The sequence below is a fragment of the Rhodanobacter sp. Root480 genome (assembly GCF_001426645.1).
GTDB classification, from domain to species: Bacteria; Pseudomonadota; Gammaproteobacteria; order Xanthomonadales; family Rhodanobacteraceae; genus Rhodanobacter; species Rhodanobacter ginsenosidimutans.
On the sequence record NZ_LMEX01000001.1, the window covers coordinates 210,360 to 228,890 of the forward strand.

At 65.3% G+C, this 18,531-nt stretch carries 20 protein-coding genes; 10 read left to right on the forward strand and 10 right to left on the reverse strand.

The annotated features are described in order from the left end of the window. Positions 1-100: 100 nt before the first annotated feature. Positions 101-1,039: a PhzF family phenazine biosynthesis protein gene (locus tag ASD22_RS01075; RefSeq protein WP_056080747.1), complete on the reverse strand. Its 939-nt coding sequence runs from the start codon at positions 1,037-1,039 to the stop codon at positions 101-103. 153 nt (positions 1,040-1,192) lie between these two features. Here ASD22_RS01075 and ASD22_RS01080 point away from each other — a divergent pair, with 153 nt between their 5' ends. The 3 genes from ASD22_RS01080 (at position 1,193) to ASD22_RS01090 (ending at position 3,331) form a co-directional block, all read left to right on the forward strand. Next, positions 1,193-1,798 (forward strand): rhomboid family intramembrane serine protease, encoded by a 606-nt coding sequence (locus ASD22_RS01080; RefSeq protein WP_056077774.1) that lies wholly within the window; start codon positions 1,193-1,195, stop codon positions 1,796-1,798. 99 nt (positions 1,799-1,897) lie between these two features. After that, positions 1,898-2,776 carry a histone H1-like repetitive region-containing protein gene (locus tag ASD22_RS16230; protein WP_156458959.1) on the forward strand — a complete coding sequence of 293 codons (879 nt, stop codon included), beginning with the start codon at positions 1,898-1,900 and terminating at the stop codon, positions 2,774-2,776. 117 nt (positions 2,777-2,893) lie between these two features. Next, positions 2,894-3,331, forward strand: coding sequence for a hypothetical protein (locus tag ASD22_RS01090; protein WP_056077777.1), 438 nt, complete (start codon positions 2,894-2,896; stop codon positions 3,329-3,331). 24 nt (positions 3,332-3,355) lie between these two features. On the opposite strand, the gene ASD22_RS01095 is transcribed toward ASD22_RS01090, so the two are convergent. Beyond that, positions 3,356-4,126, reverse strand: coding sequence for a cytochrome c (locus ASD22_RS01095; protein WP_056077780.1), 771 nt, complete (start codon positions 4,124-4,126; stop codon positions 3,356-3,358). 388 nt (positions 4,127-4,514) lie between these two features. Between ASD22_RS01095 and pncB the strand changes: the two genes are divergently transcribed. Continuing rightward, positions 4,515-5,699 (forward strand): nicotinate phosphoribosyltransferase, encoded by a 1,185-nt coding sequence (pncB, locus tag ASD22_RS01100; protein ID WP_056077783.1) that lies wholly within the window; start codon positions 4,515-4,517, stop codon positions 5,697-5,699. A 79-nt stretch (positions 5,700-5,778) separates the two neighbouring features. On the opposite strand, the gene ASD22_RS01105 is transcribed toward pncB, so the two are convergent. From ASD22_RS01105 to ASD22_RS01115, 3 genes are all read right to left on the reverse strand, one after another. Next, positions 5,779-6,573 carry a MetQ/NlpA family ABC transporter substrate-binding protein gene (locus ASD22_RS01105; protein ID WP_056077787.1) on the reverse strand — a complete coding sequence of 265 codons (795 nt, stop codon included), beginning with the start codon at positions 6,571-6,573 and terminating at the stop codon, positions 5,779-5,781. A 160-nt stretch (positions 6,574-6,733) separates the two neighbouring features. After that, entirely contained in the window at positions 6,734-7,411 is a 678-nt protein-coding gene (locus tag ASD22_RS01110) for a methionine ABC transporter permease (RefSeq protein ID WP_056077790.1), read from the reverse strand. Beyond that, a complete protein-coding gene (locus ASD22_RS01115) occupies positions 7,408-8,418 on the reverse strand; it encodes a methionine ABC transporter ATP-binding protein (protein WP_056080750.1) in 1,011 nt (336 codons plus the stop codon). Before ASD22_RS01115 ends, ASD22_RS01110 begins: the two co-directional genes overlap by 4 nt. Positions 8,419-8,515: 97 nt before the next feature. Between ASD22_RS01115 and ASD22_RS01120 the strand changes: the two genes are divergently transcribed. Continuing rightward, positions 8,516-9,001, forward strand: a complete 486-nt coding sequence (locus ASD22_RS01120) for a glutathione peroxidase (RefSeq protein WP_056077793.1) — start codon at positions 8,516-8,518, stop codon at positions 8,999-9,001. Positions 9,002-9,004: 3 nt separating this feature from the next. Here ASD22_RS01120 and dacB read toward each other — a convergent pair whose 3' ends face one another. Next, entirely contained in the window at positions 9,005-10,483 is a 1,479-nt protein-coding gene (gene dacB / locus ASD22_RS01125; RefSeq protein ID WP_235577464.1) for a D-alanyl-D-alanine carboxypeptidase/D-alanyl-D-alanine-endopeptidase, read from the reverse strand. A gap of 149 nt (positions 10,484-10,632) precedes the next feature. Here dacB and ASD22_RS01130 point away from each other — a divergent pair, with 149 nt between their 5' ends. Continuing rightward, a complete protein-coding gene (locus tag ASD22_RS01130) occupies positions 10,633-11,115 on the forward strand; it encodes a peptidylprolyl isomerase (RefSeq protein ID WP_056077798.1) in 483 nt (160 codons plus the stop codon). Positions 11,116-11,379: 264 nt separating this feature from the next. Here the strand turns inward: ASD22_RS01130 and ASD22_RS01135 are convergent, their stop codons facing one another. Together ASD22_RS01135 and ASD22_RS01140 are read right to left on the reverse strand one after the other, a co-directional pair. Then, a complete protein-coding gene (locus tag ASD22_RS01135; protein WP_056077802.1) occupies positions 11,380-12,474 on the reverse strand; it encodes a phospholipase A in 1,095 nt (364 codons plus the stop codon). Positions 12,475-12,623: 149 nt separating this feature from the next. Next, positions 12,624-13,094 carry a hypothetical protein gene (locus ASD22_RS01140; protein WP_056077805.1) on the reverse strand — a complete coding sequence of 157 codons (471 nt, stop codon included), beginning with the start codon at positions 13,092-13,094 and terminating at the stop codon, positions 12,624-12,626. A gap of 186 nt (positions 13,095-13,280) precedes the next feature. Here ASD22_RS01140 and ASD22_RS01145 point away from each other — a divergent pair, with 186 nt between their 5' ends. After that, a complete protein-coding gene (locus ASD22_RS01145; RefSeq protein ID WP_056077807.1) occupies positions 13,281-14,522 on the forward strand; it encodes a crosslink repair DNA glycosylase YcaQ family protein in 1,242 nt (413 codons plus the stop codon). Positions 14,523-14,550: 28 nt separating this feature from the next. Here the strand turns inward: ASD22_RS01145 and ASD22_RS01150 are convergent, their stop codons facing one another. Continuing rightward, the gene (locus tag ASD22_RS01150; protein ID WP_056077812.1) at positions 14,551-15,042 is read right to left on the reverse strand and encodes a hypothetical protein; all 492 of its coding nucleotides are present in this window, start codon (positions 15,040-15,042) and stop codon (positions 14,551-14,553) included. 475 nt (positions 15,043-15,517) lie between these two features. Between ASD22_RS01150 and ASD22_RS01155 the strand changes: the two genes are divergently transcribed. From ASD22_RS01155 to ASD22_RS01165, 3 genes are all read left to right on the forward strand, one after another. Continuing rightward, positions 15,518-15,727, forward strand: a complete 210-nt coding sequence (locus ASD22_RS01155; RefSeq protein WP_007079831.1) for a cold-shock protein — start codon at positions 15,518-15,520, stop codon at positions 15,725-15,727. A 127-nt stretch (positions 15,728-15,854) separates the two neighbouring features. After that, positions 15,855-16,763 carry an alpha/beta fold hydrolase gene (locus tag ASD22_RS01160; protein WP_056077815.1) on the forward strand — a complete coding sequence of 303 codons (909 nt, stop codon included), beginning with the start codon at positions 15,855-15,857 and terminating at the stop codon, positions 16,761-16,763. A gap of 55 nt (positions 16,764-16,818) precedes the next feature. Next, the gene (locus ASD22_RS01165; protein WP_056077816.1) at positions 16,819-17,889 is read left to right on the forward strand and encodes an NADH:flavin oxidoreductase/NADH oxidase; all 1,071 of its coding nucleotides are present in this window, start codon (positions 16,819-16,821) and stop codon (positions 17,887-17,889) included. Between the two features lie 104 nt (positions 17,890-17,993). On the opposite strand, the gene ASD22_RS01170 is transcribed toward ASD22_RS01165, so the two are convergent. Next, positions 17,994-18,383 (reverse strand): cytochrome c, encoded by a 390-nt coding sequence (locus tag ASD22_RS01170; RefSeq protein WP_056077819.1) that lies wholly within the window; start codon positions 18,381-18,383, stop codon positions 17,994-17,996. Between the last annotated feature and the right edge of the window lie 148 nt (positions 18,384-18,531).

The following is an 18,531-nucleotide window of genomic DNA, read 5'->3' on the forward strand; positions in this document are numbered from 1 at the left end:
CCCCGAAGTCTCCCTTCTCCCGCTTTGCGGGAGAAGGTGCCCGACAGGGCGGATGAGGGCGCTCTTGATCCTGCCGAAGAACAGCGCGATGCCCGGCTTCTCAACCCAGCCCGGCAAGCAACTCCGCTGATGCCTCCACGACATGCGCCGCGGACACGTCGCGAGTGATCCAGTCCAGGCTGCCGTCCACCACTGTGTGACTGCGCCCGCCGATCCACGTGGCCGTGCCGTCGATCCGCGCCACCAGGAGAGCATCGTGACCCACTTCGCGCCCCTGGCTGACGCGATACCCATGTGACAGCAAACCGTGCGGTTCGGCGTGGGCAATGTAGGCGGCGATCAGGCCGTTGGCGGCGCCGGAAGCGGGGTCTTCCACCACGCCCACGCCGGCAGGGAAGGCGCGCACTGCCAGTTGGTAATCAGCGTGCATGCTGCGTGCGAAAACGCACAGGCCCATGCTGTCGCTGGCCTGGGCCAATGCGCCGATCGCGGCGTGGTCGGGTTGCCATGCGCGCAGGCTCGCCTCGTCGGCCAGCTCGGCCAACCACCAGCGGCGACCGCCGTCAATCAGGGCAGGTGGCAATGCGCCCGGCTCGACGCGGGCCAGCGTCGATGCCAGCAGGGGATGTGCCTCGTGGCCGGTGGCCACGATCCGCGAGGGCGGTGACTGCAACAGCAGCTCACGCTCGGCGCCGTGGCCCTCGACCCGGATCGGCAGCACGCCGGCGCCGCATTCCTGCCACAGCATTCCATCGCGCGGTTGCGCGACCCCGCACGCCAGTACGGCATGGGCGCTGCCGATGCTGGGATGGCCGGCGAACGGGATCTCCTTGTGCGGCATGAAAATGCGCACGCGGTAGCTGGCGTTCGGCTCGGTCGGGGGCAGCAGGAAGGTGGTTTCGACCAGCGCCGTCCAGCGCGCGAAGCGCTGCATCTCCTCGGCGCTCCAGTCGTCCGCGCCGATCACCACGCCCAGGTGGTTGCCGCCGCCGGGTGTGGCCGCAAAGACGTCCATATGCAGGTAACGCAAAACACTCATCGTATCGACCGCCGGTAAACCATCGCGCATCATAACCATGCCCGGCGCCGCGCGACAGCGAGGCGGGTGGTGCGCGGCTGGCCTGGCCCCATTCGACAAGCAGCGCGGCTGTCGCCAAGATGCCGGCTTTGTTCCCTCGTACCGGACACTTTCATGCCGATTACCCTGATCATCATCGCCATCACCTGCGTGGTTTCGTACCTTGCGTTCAGGAACCCGCGCCTGATGAACGACCTGATCCTGTGGCCGCCGGCCATCGCTCGCCAGCGCGAGTACTACCGCCTGGTGACCTACGGCCTGGTGCACGCGGATTTCGGCCACCTGCTGTTCAACATGTTCACGCTGTTCTTCTTCGGGCGGGTGATGGAAGGTTTTTTTGCCCAAAAACTGGGCAGTTTCGGTTTCGTGCTGTTCTATATCGGCGGATTGGTGTTCTCGATCCTGCCGACCTACCTGAAGCACCGCAACGATCCGAGTTACCGCAGCCTTGGCGCATCCGGCGCGGTGTCGGCGGTGCTGTTCGCCTTCATCCTGCTGGCGCCCTGGCAACGCATTATCGTGCTGGTGGTGCCGATGCCGGCGATCGTCTACGCCGTGCTGTACACCGCGTATTCCATCTACATGGATCGCCGCGGGCAGGACAACGTCAATCACAGTGCGCACCTGTGGGGCGCGGCGTACGGCGTGATATTCACCTTGCTGATGGATGGTCGCGTGCTGCCGTATTTCCTCAACCAGCTGGTCCATCCCTCGTTCTGAGGGTGAACGGCAGCGGCGACTTCAGATGCCTGTCACGGCGTGGGCGTGCATACTGGCTGCGGTCCTATCGATCACCCGCAGGAGAACCCACGCATGGCTATGACACGCAAGTCGGCTGCGAAGAAGTCCGCGGCAAAGACGACACCTACCAAAAAGAAGGCGGCCTCGAAGGCAGCTGCAGGCAGCGCCAGCCGCAAGCCCGCGCCGCGCAAGTCGGCCGCAGGTGGCGCGGCCACGCCGCGTTCGGCGGCAAAGAAATCCGCCGTGAAGAAGTCGGTGGCAAAGAAGAGCCCGGTCAGGAAAGCAGCCTCGAAGAAGGCTGTAGCCAAGAAGCCGACGGCCAGAAAGGCGGTTGCGAAGAAGGTCGTGGCGAAGAAGGCGGCAGCGAAGAAAGTTGTCGCCAGGAAAGCCGTTGTGAAGAAGACCGTCGCGAAGAAGGCCATCGCGAAGAAATCCGTCGTCAAGAAAGCGGTGGTGAAAAAGACTGGCGCGCAACTCAGCGCGACTCGGCAGGCTGAAACCCGGAAGGCTGCAGCGAAGCGGGCCGCGGCAAAGCGTCCCGCGGCCAAGAAAACGGCAACCAAAAACGCCGCCATTCACAAGCCCACCACCAAGGCAGCCGCGCCGGCGAAAGCCGCGCCGCGCAAGTCGACCACCCGGAAAGTCGCCGATCAACGCTCCGCGGTGAAGAAAGCTGCGCCGCAGCCCAAGCCGGTGGCCAAGTCGGAGCGTACGGTCGAGGTTCCGGTGCAGCACATCACTCCCGAGGAGGCGGTGGCGCACATCCAGGCCTTGCTGGAGGTAAAGCACGAGCGCGTACGCCAGGGGCCCAGCTGGCCTGACGCCGACCCGCAATCGCATGGCGGCAACGCGGGCATGCATCCACCCGTATCCGGCGAGATGGCCAGTAACGGCGATGTCGCCGACAGCCATACGCTGCCGGCGCCACGCAATGATCTGGGCAAGCGCAAAAGCTGAAGATTTCGCAACGAGGCGCCAGGCAAGCGGGAGTGCGGCAGCGTCGTACATCCCGCGGCTCAGTACGGGTTCAACCATCGCAGCCTAGCGTGGTACATCACCCTGCGGAGGCCGCTCATGAAACGCAAAATCTCCCTTCTGGGCATGGTTGTTGCGGCGGTGTCGTTGTCTGGCTGCTATTACGACCCCGGCTACAGCTACGTGCGCAACAACGGATCGCAGGGCGACGTTTACTACGGCCGCAGCGCCCCGGTGTACGACGACGGCTATTACGGGACGCCGGGCTATTACAACTATTACGGCTGTTGCTACGACTATGGGTACGCACCCGGTGTGAGCATCGGCGTCACCCACACCTGGTACGGTGGCGCGCGATATCGCCACGGTGACCGCGGTGGATGGCATCGCGGTCATGCCTACGGTGGAGACCGCCGCCCCGCCTACCGTGACAACGACCACCGCGGCCGTGGCGATCACGGCCGAAATCGCGGCGGGTCCGACCGGCGCGGCCAGGATGGGCACGGGCGCCATCATGACCGCGATGACCGCCGGTAACGTGCGGGCGGGTTTGCCCGCGCGTCATTTCTCCGCCGATCGCCTGCGTGCCGCCATGTGTTTCAGGTAGTCCAGCACCGCGTCCAGGTCAGCATCCGAAAGCGTCTTTTCGCTGAACGCCGGCATCCGCGCCTGCGGCCATTGCCGCAGCGATTGGGGGTTGCGGATAAAGCCGCGCAGCAGATCGGCGCGCAGGTATTCGGTGGGGCTGTGGGGCACGTTGAGATCCGGCCCCAGCGTGGCGGCGCCTTCGCCGTTCAGCGTATGGCAGGCGAAACAGGTGCGCTGGAATACCGAGAAACCACGCCGGATCGGGCTGCCCGCCGGTAGCGACGCGGCTGGCTGGATGGCGGGAAACCTGCTGGTGACGGGCGGCAGCACGCGGATCGCCGCCACTTGGTAAGGCCATTGTTCCGGATTGATGTTGCCCGCGCGGGGCCGGGTCCAGACGACATAGAACGGCCCGGCAGCGCCGTGACTTTCGCTCAGTGCTGGCCAGGGATGGGCCGGGTCGTCGATTGCCAGCCACGCCTCGCTGCCGCCATGTTGCAGCAGCAGGGTCGCGGGGATTTCCGCCACGAACCCGTCCAGCGCGGTGAACTGCAGATGGTCGCCGACGCCGATGCCCGGCAGCAGGGCGGTCAGCGGCACGGCGCGATAATGCATGGTGCGGTGGAAAGCCACGTCGTCGGGAATCGTGATGGCGCGAACGTCGGGGCGCTGCAGCAACGTTTCCGTGTCATGGACGGTGTTTCCATGGTTTGTCTCCACCCGCAGCTCCGCGGCCTGCGTCATCAATGGAAAAACAAGCAGGCCTGTGACAAAAAATCGCAGAAAATTCACGGTGGACTCCGATAAAATAGCCAGACGATTTTAGTAGTGGGGCCAGGTGGATGTTTTCCAGCTGTCGATAACCTGAACGGTTACGAGGCAGCTCTTGAACCACCGCCACCGTGACCACACTAACGTTGTGTATCGCCGTGATGGCGACCAGAGGTGGCAAGCGACATCCCGCCGCCGAGGGGCTGGCCCTTCCTCCCCTGGAGGCCAGCCTGACAAACCCCATCAGTCCTCCCCTGGCTGATGGGGTTTCTTTTTGCCCGAAACAAAATCCCGCAAGAAACCTGTCCGCGCATAGCGTGGATAATGGACGTACGCATTCGCGAATCCTGCCGGGCATCCGATGATCATCGATTCACTGCTGGACACCGACCTGTACAAGTTCTCCATGATGCAGGTGGTTTTGCACCAGTATCCCGCGGCGCAGGTCGAATACCGTTTCAAGTGCCGCAACCCGGGCATCGACCTGGTGTCGTGCATCGACGAGATCCGCACCGAACTGGCCGCGCTGTGCCAGTTGCGATTCCATCCCGATGAATTGGCATACCTGCGCACCTGGCGTTTCATCAAGAGCGATTTTGTCGACTTCCTGGGGTTGTTCCAGCTCAACGAGAAGTACGTGGAGATCACGCCCTCGGCGGCCGGCAACGGCGAGATCGAGATCCGCATCTGCGGCCCCTGGCTGCACACCATCCTGTTCGAAGTGCCGCTGCTGGCGATCATCAACGAGGTGTATTTCCGCCGCACCAACGCTGGCCTCGACCTCAGCGAAGGCCGCCGGCGGCTACAGGAAAAAATCGCCCTGCTGCGCGACAACCCCGATTACGCCGATTGCCGCATCGCCGACTACGGCACCCGCCGGCGTTATTCGCGCGTATGGCAGGAAGAGGTGGTGACCACGCTCCGCCGCGATCTGGGCGCCCAACTGGCGGGCACCAGCAACGTGTGGCTGGCGCGCAAGCTCGACCTCACCCCGCTGGGTACGCTGGCGCACGAATACCTGCAGGCGCACCAGGCGCTGGGGCCGCGGCTGCGCGACTCGCAGGTGGCGGCGCTGGAGGCATGGGCGAAGGAATACCGCGGCGACCTGGGCATTGCGCTGTCCGATGTCTACGGCCTCAATGCCTTCCTGCGCGATTTCGACATGTACTTCTGCAAGCTGTTCGACGGCACCCGCCACGATTCGGGCGACCCATTCGATTGGGGCGAGAAAGTGCTGGCCCACTACCAGGCCAACCGCGTCGATCCGCGCAGCAAGGTGCTGGTTTTCAGTGATGGCCTCGACATCCCCAGGGTGATGCAGCTTTACGCGCATTTCCGCGGCCGCTGCCAGCTGGCCTTCGGCGTGGGCACCAACCTCACCAACGACGCGGGCCCGGAGCCGCTGCAGATCGTGATCAAGATGATCCGCTGCAACGGCCAGCCCGTGGCCAAGCTCAGCGATTCGCCCGGCAAGAACATGTGCGAGGACCCGGCCTATGTGGCGTACCTGCGCCAGGTGTTCGAGATTCCTGATACGCAAGGCTGAGGCTTTATCTTTCCCATCGAGATTCCCGGCAACCCCGATGCTTGCTTCCCCCGTGAACGGGGGAAGGAACGAACAGAGCTTAAAACGCGGGTAGCACGGCCCCGTGATACTTCTGCTCGATAAACGCCTTGATCTCCGGGCTGGTCAGCGCCTTGGCCAGCTTCTGCACGCGTGGATCATTCTGGTTGTCCGGGCGACCGACCAGGTAATTCACGTACGGCGAGTTCTTGTCTTCGATCAGCAGCGCATCTTTCGTGGGATTCAGGCCCGCGGCCAGCGCGTAGTTGGTGTTGATCAACGCCAGGTCCACCTCGTCCAGCGTGCGCGGCAGCATGGCCGCCTCCAGTTCGCGGAATTTCAGGTGTTTCGGGTTGGCAGTGATGTCCTTCAACGTGGACATTTCATTGCTGGGATCTTTCAGCGTGATCAGGCCGTTCTTCGCCAGCAACAGCAGCGCGCGGCTGTTGTTGCTGGGGTCGTTCGGCAAGGTGACGCTGGCGCCGTCGGGCAGCTCCGCGATGCTTTTGTATTTGCGCGAGTAGGCGCCGAACGGCTCGATGTGCACGCCGGTGATGATGGTCAGGTGGGTGCCGCGCTCACGGTTGAACGCATCGAGATAGGGCTTGGTCTGGAAGTAGTTCAGATCGATGTTCTTCTCGGCCACCTGCATGTTCGGCTGCACGTAGTCGGCGAACACCTTGACCTGCAGGTTCACGCCCTCCCTGGCCAGGATGGGTTTCACCTGCTTCAGGATTTCCGCATGCGGGATGGCGGTGGCCGCCACGGTGAGCGTTTGCGCGTCCTTGCCGGCGTCGCCGGGAGCGGAGCAACCGGCCAGGAGCAGGGCGGCGAGAAGGGCGAGGGCTTTTTTCATGATGAAGTGTCGGCGCGGCGCTCAAGAATAGCCGTCCATACTGCCATGTGTAAAAGGCAAGCTTCACTGTGGACCGACTTGTAGGAGCGACTTCAATCGCGATGCCTCTGCTCTGGAGCCCCAAAGCAAGAGCATCGCGACTGAAGTCGCTCCTACATTCTTAGTGCCGGCCGAAGCGGGCCACCACGCGGTCGCCGATCATCTGCAGCAACTGCACCAGCACGATCAGCAGCACCACGGTGACCAGCATGTAGTCCGATTTGTAGCTGAGATAGCCGTAACGGTAAGCCAGGTCGCCCAGGCCGCCGGAGCCGATCGCACCGCCCATCGCCGTGTAGCCCACCAGCGCAATGGCGGTGACGGTCATGCCGGCGAAGATGCCGCCGCGGGCCTCCGGCAGCAACACGTGGCGCACGATCTGCCACAGGCTGGCGCCCATCGCCTGGCTGGCCTCGATCACGCCTTGCTGCACTTCGCGCAGGGCGGTTTCCACCAGCCGCGCAAAGAACGGCGCGGCACCGATCACCAGCGGCGGGATGGCGCCGCGAATGCCCAGCTTGGTGCCGACCAGCACGTAGGTCACCGGCATCAGCACGATCATCAGGATGATGAACGGTACCGAGCGCAGGATGTTCACCAGCAGCGAGGTGATGGCGTACAGCTTCGGCATCGGCCGCAACTGGTTCGGGGCGGTGAGGTACAGCAGCACGCCAAGCGGCAAGCCGATCGCCACCGTAAGCGCCATCGAGCCGCCCAGCATCAGCAAGGTGTCGATGCAGGCGCGGCCTATCTCGGCCCAGTCGTCGATGTTGGGAAACAGGCGTTGCAGCAGGTTCATCGGGGCAGCTCCTCGATCTCGATACCGGCCTGGCGCAGCGCGGCCAGCGCGGCGTCCACCCGATCGCCCTGCATCGCCAGGGTGAGCTGGCCGTAGGGCAGGTCCTTGATGCGGTCGATGCGGCCGGCCAGGATGTTGAAGTCGATGCCGGTTTCACGCGCCACGCGGCCCAGCGCGGGTGTCATCGTGGCGTCGCCGCGGAAACTCAGCCGCAGCAGGCGCCCGGGTACCTGCGCATACGGCACGTGCGCGCTGGCGGATTCCTCCGGCAGGGCCTCGTTGACGAACCGTTTGGTGGTGGCATGTTGCGGGTGCAGGAACACGTCGGCCACGCTGCCGCGCTCCACGATCGCGCCGCCATCGAGCACGGCCACGCGGTCGCACACCCGGCGCACCACGTCCATTTCGTGGGTGATCAGCACGATGGTGAGCTTCAATTCACGATTGATCTGGGCCAGCAAGGCCAGCACCGACGCCGTGGTTTGCGGATCGAGCGCGCTGGTGGCCTCGTCGCATAGCAGGATGGACGGCCGATTGGCCAGTGCACGCGCAATGCCTACGCGCTGCTTCTGGCCACCGGAAAGCTGCGAGGGATACTTGTCGGCGTGATCGGCCAGCCCCACCCGCGCCAGCAGTTCCTCGACGCGTTGGCGCACCACGGCGGCGCGGCGCTCGCCGGCCAGTCGTATCGGAAACGCCACGTTGTCGGCCACCGTTTGCGAGGCCAGCAAATTGAAGTGCTGGAAGATCATGCCGATCCTGCGTCGCTGGGCGCGCAGCGCCGGCTCCGCCAGCGCGGTCATTTCGACGTCGTCGACGAACACCTGGCCACCGCTGGGCCGCTCCAGCAGGTTGACCAACCGGATCAGCGTGGACTTGCCCGCACCCGACAGGCCGATGATGCCGAACACTTCGCCGTCGGCGATGTCGAGGTTGAACCGCTGCAGCGCGGGAATATCGCGACCGCCGGCGTGGTAGGACTTGTGGACGTCGACGAAGCGGATCACGTGAAATTCCGGGCAGTGCGAGAGGAGCGCCATTGTAGGCCGCGGGCCGTCAGCGGCGATGGCGTAGACTCCAGAGGTTCACCCAACGGAGCTTCGCATGACCAGTGTCTACGATTTCAGCGTCCGCGATATCGATGGCAACCAGCGCTCGCTGGCCGAGTGGCGCGGCAAGACCCTGTTGATCGTCAACGTGGCCTCCAAATGCGGTTTCACGCCGCAGTACACGGGGCTGGAAACGTTGTGGCAGGACCAGCGTGACAAGGGACTGGTGGTGCTGGGTTTCCCCTGCGACCAGTTCGGCCATCAGGAGCCGGGCAGCGAGGCGGAGATCAAGACGTTCTGCAGCACGAATTACGACGTCACGTTTCCGATGTTCGCCAAGATCGAGGTGAACGGCGAGCACGCCGACCCGCTGTACAAGTGGCTGAAGAGCGAAGGCAAAGGCGTGCTGGGCAGCGAGTCGATCAAGTGGAACTTCACCAAGTTCCTGGTCGATGCCGAAGGGCAGGTGGTGAAGCGCTATGCCTCGACGGATACACCCGAAAAGATCGGCAAGGATACGCTGCAACGACTGGGCGGCTGATCCTCAGCCACCACCCGTGAGGTTGGCCAGCATCACCGCGATGGCGTCGACCTCCGCACTGGAGCGCGGCGCACCGGATGCCGGCACGTAGTTGTTGAGCATGATGGCGAACGCCAGCCGTTCGCCGGAAGCGGTGGTGACGTAGCCGGCCAGGCACTGCACGTACGCCATCGAACCGGTCTTTGCATGCACATTCCCCTGCGCCGCGGTGCCGCGCATGCGCCAGATGAGCGAACCATCGACACCGGCAATCGGCAGCGATTCGCGCAGCAGCGCCGCCTGGGGTTGCGCGGCCAGGTAGACCAGCAGCCGCACCAGTGCATTCGGCGTCGTGAGATCGCGCCGCGCCAGGCCGCTGCCTTCCACCAGCGCACTGGCCGATGGCGGTATGCCGATCTTGCCCAGCAGCCGATGCAGCGCTTCGATCGCACGCTGCTCGCTGCTGACGAAGGCAGATGGCGCCGGTGCGTCGGCCAGCGGGCTGGCGCCAGCGGCCAGCAACAGGTTTTGCAGGTACAGGTTCTGCGAGCGTTTCAGACCACGGTGCAGGATCTCGCCCAGCGGCGGTGAAAATACTTCGGCGACGATGCTCGCGTCTGCCGGCAAGCTGCCATCGCCCTGCGGCCAGTGCCGAACCAGCAGTTTGCCATCGACCTGAATATGCCGATGCCGCAATGCCTGCAGCAATTGCGCGCCCGCCGAGGCCGCAGGATCGGGCAGCGACAACTTGTAGTGCCGTGGCGTCGCACCCAACGCCACGCTGCCGAATGCCTGCAGTGTCGTGGCGCCCGGAGCGCGATAGAGGCTGATGTCGTCCGGTGTTCGCGCAGGGATGGTCAGCAAGGTGTTTTCGACCTGCAGGCCCGCGTCGGCCGGGTCCAGCGTGACGTGTGCCAGCTGGCCGACGCGGGCGGCGGGCGTCACCGTCACCCTGACCGAATTCTCGTTCACGCTGAGCGCGGAGGCGGGTGCCGCGAACGCACTCTGCAGGTCGCCTGCCTCCCAGCCGGAGCCGGTCAATGGCCCGCGGAAATAGCTGTCGTCCGCGATCACATTGCCATGCACCCGCCGCACGCCGCGGGCTGCCAGCTGGCCGGCCAGTTGATCGGCCCAGTCCGCACTGGTGTTCGCCGTGCCCAGGGTCGGGTCGCCCATGCCGTGGAGAATCAACGGGCCGTCCAGACGTCCATTCGCGATGGCGCCACCGGCCAGCAAGCGGGTAGGCATGTGGTAATCCGCGCCCAGCGTCGACAATGCCAGCGCAGCGGTGAAGAGCTTGGTGGTGGACGCCGGCTGCATCAGGTGATCGGCGCGGTGGGCGTACAGCGTGCGGCCATCGTCCAGCGACACCACGGCAATGCCCCAGTCAGCAGCGGCAAAGCGCGGTGCGCCGATATGTGCGTCGATCCGTGCCGCGAGCGTGGTCGTGGCCGGTGGCGCCGCCGTGGTGGCCAGCGAAACGGCCATCAACAGAACGGACACGAATTTGTTATGCGCGAATCGCGAAAATGGCTTCATCCACACAGTATCGTCAATCAGCTGCCGCGTCGGACGGCGGCATCGCTTCTGTTAACCTTGGAACTTCGTGCCGGCATCTGGCTGGCGGATTTGAACCTACACGCGAGAGTCTCATGCAGATTGCCCAAAACGCCGTTGCCGCCTTTCACTACACGCTGACCGACGACGAGGGTCAGGTGATCGACAGCTCAAAGGGACGCGAGCCGCTGACCTATCTCCACGGTGGTGGCCAGATCGTGCCGGGCCTGGAAAAGCAGATGGAGGGCCGTGGCGTCGGCGACAAGTTCATCGCCGATGTGGCGCCCGAGGAAGGCTACGGCGTGCATCACGCCGAGCTGCTGCAGGAAGTGCCGCGCGAGGCGTTCCAGGGCGTGGACGATATCCAGCCGGGCATGCAGTTCCAGGGCCGTGGCCCGCAAGGCGAGATCAACGTCACGGTGACCAAGGTCGAGGACGGCAAGGTGTTCATCGACGGCAACCATCCGCTGGCGGGCAAGACCCTGCACTTCGACATCGAAGTCACCAACGTGCGTGAGGCCACCGGCGAAGAGCTGGAACACGGCCACGTGCACGGCGAGGGTGGTCACCACCACTAACCCCTCCTGGCCTTCCTTCTTCGGGAAGCGCAACAGGTTGTTCCTTCTCCCGCTTGCGGGAGAAGATGCCGGCGGCGGAAGAGGGCGCTTTTGATCCGGGCTTCCCGCAAGAACGAAGCCCCCCCCCTTCAGCCCTCCGGGCAGCTTCCCCCGCGAGCGGGGGAAGCAAGCGATTGGTAGCTGCTGGGCGAGCTGTTTCCTTCCCGTTTGCGAGGGAAGGCGTTCAACTTGCAAGGTGCCCGAAGGGTGGAAGAGGGGCCTTTCTCAGTACCAATCCAGCAGCGAAATACCCAGGCCCAGGTAAGTGGCCTTGTGGTTGTAGTCGATCAGGCTTTCGCCATAGCCGTGAAAGACCTCGGCATAGCCGCGCAGGTTGCCGGCCAGTGGGAAGGTCCAGCTGAAGCGCGCGGCACCGTGGCTGCGGTCGCCGCCGCGAAGGGAGTGGCGCAGCATCAGCCCGAATTCCTGGCCGTTCGCCTCGTGCACGATCTGCATCTCGCCGCGGCCCATGTAGTCGCTGATGTCCGGGTTGTTGTCGTCGCTGCGCGGCTCGGGGATGCGCCACCAGGGGCGCAGCATCACGGTCCAGCCGTCACGTTCGAAGCCGACGTTGGCGATCACGCGGTTCCAGCTGCGCGACAGCGGATTGCCGCGGCCGTTGGATTGATGATTCACACCGATGCCCAGGATCCGGCCCGTCCAGCCCAGCGCCTCGTAATGCGTGTTGAACATCAGCATCGCTTCGGGTTCGTAATCGGTTTCGCGGAACGGGCGTGACAGCTGCGAGTTGTAGACCTGCCAGCGGGAGGATTGCGTATAGCCCACCCACAGGTCGCCCGCATCGCCGAATACGCCCTGCCACACCTTGGTTTTCAGGCTCAGCTGGAACTTCGCCTCCATGTTGTCCAGCTGCTGGTTTTGCGTGACCGTGTTGTCCGGGTTGGGGCTCTGCGGCATGTTGTTCTGGTGGTTGGTGATGAACACCGGCAGCACGTAGACCGGCTTGTAGCCGCGCACATTGAACGTGCCCAGCTTGCTCTCCGGCGACAGCTCCCAGCGGCTGTCCAGCAGGGACAGCGGCCGCGCCACTTCGGGGTTGGTCGCCACGGCGGTGCTGGTGGAGGAGGAAGCGTCGTGGCTGAAAATGTCGGGCGTCGAGGTCTCGGTGTCCGCCCGCTTTTGTGCGGTCGGCAGGTTGACCCGGCCGGTGGCGTGGTCGTAGCAGGCCAGCCGCTGCGAGTCGGTTTCGATGCCGGTGCAGGCGCGGATATCGGTGGGGTCCGGATTCTGCGCATGTCCTGGTGCGGCGACCAGGCCGGCGGCCAGGGCCAGCGGCCACGCGGCGGAATGAGGCTTCATCAATAACTCCGAAAGGGATGGGGACGGCAGCGGTGTCGTTCGCTGTCGGGCCCGCAAGCGTAAAGGATCGCGAATGAGAGAGGCCGGCCACGTCGACTTGTGGCCGGCCTGCGGGTGGTGCGATGGCAACGGCGAACGCGCGGAGCGCGTCAGGGTTGCTTGGTCCATCGCTGGTATTCCGCCTTGCTGATGCTGCCGTTGCGGTTGCTGTCGGCATGCAGGAAATCATTGGCCAGCGGCGGGTAGGCAACCGCCTGCGCCTCGGTGATGCCCTTGCCGCCGGCCGACAATTGCGCAAAGTCCGGTGCCGGGCTGATTTGCGGCGCCGGTGCCGGCGTGCTGCGCACGGTCAGTTCGCCTTGCGGTGTCGGGTAGGACGCCTGGTCGGCGGTGGGTGCGGCTGGTGCCGCTGGCGCTGCCGGTGCGGCGGGAGCAGCTTCGGCGGGTGATGGCATGTCGGATGATGGCGGCACCGGTGCGGGTGGCGGTACCGGCGGCATGCTGGCCGGGGGGGGCGGTGGTGGTGCCGGTGGCGGCGGCGGGTTCTGCGCCAGCAGCGAACCGGTGAACAGCAACGACCCGGCGGCGACGAAAGACAGCCATGGCTTGCGAGATTTCATGATCGATACTCCATGCCAGAATGAGTGCTCAAATGTTGTGGACACATGTCATCCACCCACGGCATGCGCGCCAGGTTTCATGGCGACGCTTTCACGGCGGATGCTCCCGGAGATTCCGTACATGCCGGTTCCCTATGCTGATAAGGCCATCGTGAAGCTACCGTGTCGCCGCGCCCGGCAGGCGGCATGCTGACGGCGGGGCAGGCGCGGGCGCTGCAGTTGGCGGCACAGGGGTTGCTGCAACCATTGCAGCGACGGCCGCGCCGCGACGATGTGGTGGCAGCGGTCGAACGCATGCGCCTGCTGCAGATCGACACGATCCACGTGGTGGCACGCAGCCCGTACCTGGTGTTGCATGCCCGCCTGGGCGACTACCCGACGAACTGGCTGGACGAGGCGCTGGCCGCCGGCAAGCTGGCCGAATGCTGGGCGCACGAGGCCAGTCTGGTCGGTGCCTCCGACATCGGCTGGCATCGTGCCTGGCGCGCGCAGCGCCTGCAGCACTGGGCCCAGCGCCACGCCCTGCGCGTGCAGCAGGAACATCGCGCCGAGATGGATGCGCTGCTGGACCGGATCCGCGCCAACGGCCCGGTGCGCGCCGCGGATTTCACCCGTGCACCGGGCAGCGTGGCGGGCAAGCCGGGGTGGTGGGAGTGGAAACCGGAGAAACGCTGGCTGGAGGCCTGCTTCGCGCTGGGCGAGCTGATGGTGGCGCGGCGGGACAATTTCCAGCGCGTGTACGACCTCGCCGATCGCGTGCTGGCGCGGCTCGACCCGCCGCTGGATCCGTCCACCGAGACGGCCGAGCCGTTGACTGTGCGCCAGCGGTTCATCGCCGACACCGTACGCGCACTGGGGATCACCACCGCCGCCTGGATCGCCGACTACCATCGCCTGAAACCGGCGGTCAGCGAACAGGAGCTGTCGCCGCTGCTGGAACGCGGCGAGCTGCTGGCGCAGCCGGTGCAGGGCTGGAAAACGCCTGGCTACGTCCATCGCGATCACGCCGACGCGCTGGACAAGGCGCGGCAGGGCCGGCTGCGGGCCACCCACACCGCGCTGCTTTCGCCGTTTGATCCGCTGGTATGGGATCGCGCGCGGGCAAGCGCGATGTTCGATTTCGACTACACGCTGGAGTGCTACGTACCCGCGGCGAAACGCCGTTACGGCTATTACGTACTGCCCATCCTGCATCGCGGCCAGTTGATCGGCCGGCTCGACGCCAAGGCGCATCGTGCCGATGGTGTATTCGAGATCAAGGCCTTGTTCCTGCAGCCGGGTACCGCGTTGGCGCCGCGACTGGTTCAGGCGCTGGCCGACACCATCCGCGACACGGCGCGCTGGCATGGCACGCCGCAAGTACGCCTGGCGCACTGCGAGCCCGCCGCCCTGGCTTCCCGGTTGCGGGCTCGCTGGCGTGAGGGCTGAATGCCATCAGGCGCCCACTTGTGGGTTTTCAGGGCGTGGTGCTGGCCGGGGCAGGGCTGACTTCGCAGGACTTGCCGTGCAAGGCGGTGCGCAACTGGGTCGCCAGCGAATTGCAGCGGGCGGCCAACTGGGGGCGGATGTCCGGGTTCTGGGAGTCGCGCAGCAGGCTGGTGCGCATCGCCTCGTAACGGTCCTGCAGCTGGCCGGGCGCGAAGATTTCGGCGGCGCGATGGCAGCCGATATAGCTGGCCAGATAATCGTCGCAGGCGGGAATGCCGGTGCGGTCAGGCAGGTTGGTGGACGACGTGCCGCTGCTGTGGCGGGTGCCTTCGACGGTGCTGGATGCCTTGGCCGCCTGCGGCGTGTGGTGGCGGGCGGCGGGAGTCGTGTCGCGGACGGTGGTTGTCGTGCGGGTGGTCGGGGCCGTCTCGTGGGTGGCGCAACCGGTCAACAGCAGGCCGACGAGCAGGGCGGTGGTCAATCCCGAACAAGCTGCAAACGGGCGTGCTGAAATGGTCATCGGGGCTTCTCCTTGGGCGATCGAAGGCGGCGGGTAATAACCCCCTGCCGGAGCGGTACCGAAGCACAGTAGACAGCGGCAAGTAAAAAAAACCTGAATAACCGGCCCGTCACCTGAATCAGGCCGGGTGCTTGCGCCATGGCCGGCTTTTGGTTTTCGCGGCTTTGTACATTGCGCATGAAGAGGCGCTGTTTAATGGGTGTGGCGGCCAGTGCTGCCGCAGGCTCGAGGCGGCCGGATTGCCCGGCGGCCGGTGGTGATTTATGACGTCCCAAGCGCCGTTGCCAGGCCCTGTTTTGGGCTACTACTTGCGCCCGAAAAATCCGTTATGCTTGCGCGACTGCGTTTGCTTGGCCACGTGCGTGCCGGTATGGATTGCATAATCCGCATCGTTTCACCCGACCCTGCATGCTCAGTAAGCGTCGGCCTGTTGAGGCCGGTTTGTCTCAGCGTCAGGATTGGATCGGAGTGAGCTATGTCGGATCGTGAAGTAGGTACAGTCAAGTGGTTTAACGATGCCAAGGGTTTTGGTTTTATCAGCCGTGAGGCAGGCCCGGATGTGTTCGTGCATTTCCGCGCCATCACCGGCTCGGGTTTCAAGAGCCTGCAGGAAGGCCAGAAGGTGAGTTTCAAGGTGGTCACCGGCCAGAAAGGTCTGCAGGCCGAAGACGTCACGGCGGTCTGACCCACGACACCCGATTGAGAGGGGCCGGCGCAAACCGGCCCCTTTTTTATGCGCGCAAGGCGCCGAAGCGGGTTGTTTTCACGCCAGCGCTTTGCCGCGGCGGTTGAACTCCGCTAGCGTGTAATGGGTGACTTCCCCCATCTCCGATGCCCCCATTGCGCCGCTGACCGTGTCGGTATCGGCGTCCGATGGCGCGCGTTTCGATCTGTTGTGCGTACATCGGCCCGGACCGGTGCAGCGGCTGTTGTACTGGATGCCGGCGATGGGGGTGTCCGCCCGCCAATACCTGCCGTTGGCCCAGGCGCTGGCAGGGCGCGGCGTGGCGGTGGTGCTGCACGAATGGCGCGGCATCGGTTCCAGCGACCGGCGCGCCGGTCGCCACGGTGATTGGGGCTACCGCGAGCTGCTGACGGACGACCTGACACCGGCGCTGGCCGAGGTCGGCCGGCGCTGGCCGCAGGCCACGTGCTGGCTGGGTGGGCACAGTCTTGGTGGACAGCTGGCGACGTTGTACGCCGCGTTGCATCCCGCCGCGTACGCGGGGCTGGTGCTGGTGGCCAGCGGTGCGCCGTACTGGCGACGGTTCCAGCGTGGCTGGCTGGTCGGTCTGGCCTATGTGGTAGCGCCGTGGCTGGCGGCCGCGGTGGGGCACCTGCCCGGGCGGCGGATCGGTTTCGGCGGCAACGAGGCGCGCGGTGTCATTGCCGACTGGGCGCGCAGCGGTCGCAGCGGCCGTTACGCGGCCCGTGGCATGGCGCCGGATTTTGAACAGCGCCTGGCCTCGCTGCACCTGCCCGTACTGGCGCTGCGCCTCCGTGACGACTGGCTGGGCCCGCAGGCCTCGCTGGATTTCCTGCTCGGCAAGATGCCGCAAGCCCGCGCGACTACCGACGTGATCACGCCGCAGGATCTGGACGGCGCCACGGCTGATCATTTCCACTGGATGAAAACGCCAGCGGCCATCGCCCAGCGCATCGCCTCATGGATAGCTGCCCAGGAGGCGGCGTCCGCAAACGCAAGCCCGCCCGCCCCTTGATGATGGCGTCGGGCGGCGGCATCTCTGCTCCTTGTCCCCGAACCCGGCGCATCCGATGAACCTGTTCGACCCGTTGACCCAACGCAGCCTCACCTTGCGCAACCGGCTGGTGATCTCGCCGATGTGCCAGTACTCGGCTACCGATGGTTTGGCCGATGATTGGCACCTGGTGCATCTGGGCAGCCGTGCGGTGGGCGGCGCGGCGGTGGTGATTGCCGAAGCCACGGCGGTGTCGGCGCAGGGGCGCATTTCCCCGGGCGACACCGGCCTGTGGAACGAGGCGCAACTGGAGGCGTGGCGGCCGATCGCCGGTTTCATCAAGGCGCATGGCGCTGTTGCCGGCGTGCAGCTGGCGCACGCCGGGCGCAAGGCCAGCGCGCAGCGGCCGTGGGAAGGCGGTGGTCCGCTGCCGATGGGACAAGGCGACTGGCAAACCGTAGCGCCTTCAGCCTTGCCGTTCGACGCCGACTGGCCGGCGCCGCGGGCGTTGGACATCGCAGGTATCCGCACGCTGATCGCCGATTTCCGCGCCGCCGCCCAGCGTGCGCTGGCGGCGGGCTTCGAGCTGATCGAACTGCATGCGGCGCATGGTTATCTGTTGCACCAGTTCCTGTCGCCGCTGAGCAATCACCGCACCGATGAATACGGCGGCAGCTTCGAGAACCGCAGCCGCATCGTGCGCGAAGTCATTGCTGCCGTGCGCGACGTCTGGCCGGACAGGCTGCCCTTGTGGCTGCGGCTTTCCGCCACCGATTGGGCGCCGGCCGAGGGCCCCCGCGGCTGGGATATCGAGCAAAGCGTGCAACTGGCGCAGCAGGTGAAGGCGCTGGGCGTGGATCTGGTCGACGTTTCCAGCGGCGGCCTGCTGCCGCATGTGAAGGTTCCGGTGCAGCCCGGCTATCAAGTGCCGTTCGCGGCGCGTATCCGCGCCGAGGCGGGCGTCGCCACCGGCGCGGTGGGCCTGATCACCACTGCCGAACAGGCTGCGCAGATCGTCGCCAGCGGTGAGGCGGACGTGGTGTTGATGGCGCGCGAAAGCCTGCGCGATCCTTATTTCCCCCTGCGTGCCGCGCAGGAGCTTGGCGCGCAGATCGACGTGCCGTTGCAGTACCAGCGAGCCTGGTGATCCCGGCTTTTGTAGGAGCGACTTCAGTCGCGATGCTTCTGCTCTGGGGCTTCAAAACAAGAGCGTCGCGACTGAAGTCGCTCCCACAGAAACCGCTCCCACACTCAGCGATATTGCTGGTGGCAGCTCTTGCAGGTTTCGCCCACCGGCTGGATGGCCGCGGCCAGGGCTTCGCACGTGGCGGGCGCGGCCTGCACGGCCTGCTGCAGCCGGGTCTGCAACTGGGTGGCGTCGTCAGTGAAGGTTTTCTCGTCGATGCCGAACACCGGCACGATGTCGCTGGCGGTGGACTGCAGCCGTGCCAGGTGATGCTGCGTCGTCGGCGTGTTGCATTGCTTCGCCTTCAACGCCTGCTTCAGTTCGCCGATGTGGTAGCCCATCGTGTCCATCACCGCCTTGGGCATCGGATTGCGGGCGGCCAGCGTGTTCATCACGTTGACAGTGCCGATCACGCCAATCACCAGTCCCAGCAAGATCATCAGGGCAACACGCATCGACAGATTCCTCGAATGATGGACGACAATCCCCAGAGTAACCCGCCGCGTGCGTCGCCGGCCACGTCGACGCGATAAAATACGCACTGCATCATCACCGGTTGTCACCGTGAACCACACCTGCGAATTCCATCACCCCGGCGCCTGC